This is a genomic window from Longimicrobium sp., from assembly GCF_036399255.1.
In the GTDB taxonomy this organism is placed as follows: domain Bacteria; phylum Gemmatimonadota; class Gemmatimonadetes; order Longimicrobiales; family Longimicrobiaceae; genus Longimicrobium.
Genome location: NZ_DASWNM010000065.1, coordinates 1 through 3,185 on the forward strand (window position 1 = coordinate 1; position 3,185 = coordinate 3,185).

A 3,185-nucleotide genomic window follows, 5' to 3' on the forward strand; every position below is an offset into this window, starting at 1 on the left:
GTGGCGCTGGACGGGGGGGCGCGGCCCTGGGCGGGGGAGGCGGCGGACGACCTTCCGCGCGCGGTGGAGCCGCGGGGGCTGGCGTACGTCATCTACACCTCCGGGAGCACGGGGACGCCCAAGGGGGTGCAGGTCGAGCACCGGGGCGCCGTGAACCTGGTGCACGCCCTGGTGGGCCGGTCCTTTCGCGTGGGGCCCGGCGACCGCCTGCTGCAGTTCGCCTCCCCCAGCTTCGACGCCTCCATCGCCGAGACGCTGATCGCGCTGTGCTCGGGGGCGGCGCTGGTGCTTCCGGAGGGGCGGCCGGTGGGCGAGGCGCTGCTGCGGGTGCTGCGGGAGGAGCGGGTCACCTGCACCATCCTGGCGGCCTCCATCCTGGCCACCCTGCCGCCGGACGCCGCGCTTCCCGACCTGCACACGCTGGTAGCGGTGGGCGAGGCGCTCCCCCCGTCGCTGGTGGAAGGCTGGGACGGCCGGGTGCCGGTGCTGCTGAACGCCTACGGCCCCACGGAGGGAACCGTCTGCGTGGCCATCAGCCACCCGCTGCGCGCGGCCGACGTGCGGCACGGCCCGCCCACCATCGGCGGGCCCACGGCCAACACCCGGCTGTACGTGCTGGACGCGCGCGGCGGTCCGGTCCCCGCCGGGGTGGCGGGCGAGCTGTACATCGGCGGGGTGCAGGTGGCGCGCGGCTACCTGGGGCGGCCGGCGCTCACGGCCGAGCGCTTCGTCCCCGACGCCTTCGGGGCGCGGGGGGGCGCGCGGCTGTACCGCACGGGCGACCGCGTGCGCTGGCGGGCCGACGGCACCCTGGAGTTCATCGGGCGGGTGGACCACCAGGTCAAGGTGCACGGGGTGCGCATCGAGCCGGGGGAGGTCGAGGCCGCCCTGCTGCGGGAGGAGGGGGTGCGCGAGGCGGCGGTGGTGGCGCGCGCGGGGGACGACGGCGACAGGCGGCTGGTGGCGTACGTGGTCCCCGCGCCCGGCCAGGCGGGGATCGGCTGGGGGCTGCGCGAGCGGCTGGCGGCGCGGCTGCCGGAGCACCTGGTGCCGGGGGCGGTGGTGGAACTGGACGCGCTGCCGCTGACCCCCAACGGAAAGCTGGACCGGGCGGCGCTTCCGGCGCCCGAGGCGTCGCGGCCGGAGGGGGCGGGGGCGTACGTGGCGCCCCGCGGGCCGGTGGAAGAGGCGCTGGCGCGCATCTGGGCCGAGGTGCTGGGGGTGGAGCGGGTGGGGGTGGAGGACGACTTCTTCGCCCTGGGCGGGCACTCGCTGCTGGTGACGCGCATCGCGGCGCGGGTGCGGGCCGAGCTGGGGGCGGAGCTCCCCGCGCGCACCCTGTTCGACCGCCCCACCATCGCGCTCACGGCCGCGGCCCTGCGTCCCGGCGGGGCGCAGGACGAGGACCGCATCCTCCCCGCGGGCGCGGAGGAGGTCCGGGCGCGGGTGGACGCGCTGTCCGGCGACGAGGTGGACGCACTGCTGCGGCGGCTGGGTGCCGGCGGGGGGCACCCGTGACCGCCGGATCCGCCGCGCTGACCGACGCGGAGAAGCGCGCGCTGCTGGCCCGGCTGCTGGAGGAGGCGCGCCCCGACACCTTTCCGCTCTCGTTCGCGCAGGAGCGGCTGTGGTTCCTGGACCGGCTGAGCCCCGGGACCGCGGCGTACAACGTCCCGCTGTCGCTGCGGCTTTCGGGGCCGCTGGACCCCGCGGCGCTCCGGCGCGCGCTGGGCGAGGTGGCCGCGCGGCACCCGTCGCTGCGGACGACCATCGAGGTGGTGGACGGCGAGCCGCGCCAGCGGGTGGCGCCGGCGGCGGACGTCCTCCTTCCGCTGCGCGACCTGGCGGCGCTGCCGGCCCCGGAGCGGGAGGCGGCGCTGCACGACGCCGTGCACCGGCAGGCGCGCGCCCCCTTTCGCCTGGAGCAGGGCCCGCTCTTTCGCGCGGAGCTGCTGCGGACGGCGCCGGACGAGCACGTGCTGCTGCTCGTCCTGCATCACGTGATCACGGACGGGTGGTCCACGGGGGTGCTGCTCCGCGAGCTGGCGGCGCTGTACGGGGCGTTCGTCCGCGGCCGGCCCTCGCCGCTGCCGCCGCTGCCGCTGCAGTACGGGGACTACGCCGTCTGGCAGCGCGAGCGGCTTCGCGGGGCGGTACTGGAGCGCGAGCTGGAGTGGTGGCGCGCGCGGCTGGCCGGCGCGCCCACGCTGCTGGAGCTGCCCACCGACCGGCCGCGTCCCGCCGTGCAGAGCCTTCGGGGGGGCGTGTGCCGCGCCACCCTGCCGCCGGAGCTGGCGCGCGCGCTCGAGGCGCTGGGGCGGCGCGAGGGGGCCACGCTGTTCATGGTGCTGCTGGCCGCGCTCAAGGCGCTGCTCTCCCGCTACGCCGGGCAGGACGACGTGGTGGTGGGAAGCGCGGTGGCGGGGCGCACGCGGGCCGAGACGGAGCCGCTGATCGGCCTGTTCGCCAACACGCTGGCGCTGCGGACGGACCTGTCGGGCGACCCCTCGTTCCGCGCGCTGCTGCGCCGGGTGCGCGACACGGCGCTCGAGGCGTACGCGCATCCGGACCTTCCCTTCGAAAAGCTGGTGGCGGAGCTGGGGATCGAGCGCAGCCTGAGCCACACCCCGCTGCTGCAGGTGGTGGTGACCGCCGCGGCCCAGGCGGAGGGCGTGCCGCGCGAGATGGGCGGATGCCGCGTGGCCGCCGCCGCCGTGGACAGCGGCGCCACCAAGTTCGACCTGGCGCTGGGGATCGCCCATACCGAGGCCGGGGTGGAGCTGGGGGCCGCCTACGCCGCGGAGCTGTTCGACGCCGCCACGGTGGAGCGGATGCTGGGGCACCTGCGCGTGCTGCTGGAGGCGGCCGCGGCCGATCCCGGCCGGCGCCTGAGCCGGCTGCCGCTGATGCCGGAGGCCGAGCGGCGGCGGGTGCTGGGGGCGTGGAGCGCCGCCCCCCCGCTCCCCGTTCCCTCCGCCGGCGTGCACGAGCTCTTCCAGGCGCAGGCGGGGCGCGCGCCGGACGCGGTGGCGCTGGTTTCTGGTGGGGAGTCGCTGACGTACGGGGCGCTGAACCGGCGGGCCAACCGGCTGGCGCGCCACCTCCGGTCGCGGGGGGTGGGGCCGGAGACGCGCGTGGGGGTGTGCGTGGAGCGGGGGGTGGAGATGGTGGAGGCGCTGCTGGGG

At 77.8% G+C, this 3,185-nt stretch carries 2 protein-coding genes; both read left to right on the forward strand.

Annotated elements, in window-relative coordinates:
- On the forward strand, positions 1 to 1,518 hold a 1,518-nt coding region (locus VGC13_RS09765), incomplete at its 5' end, for a non-ribosomal peptide synthetase (RefSeq protein WP_331125057.1).
- Positions 1,515 to 3,185: condensation domain-containing protein (locus VGC13_RS09770; protein ID WP_331125058.1), on the forward strand; the 1,671-nt coding region annotated here is incomplete at its 3' end. The genes VGC13_RS09765 and VGC13_RS09770, both read left to right, overlap by 4 nt.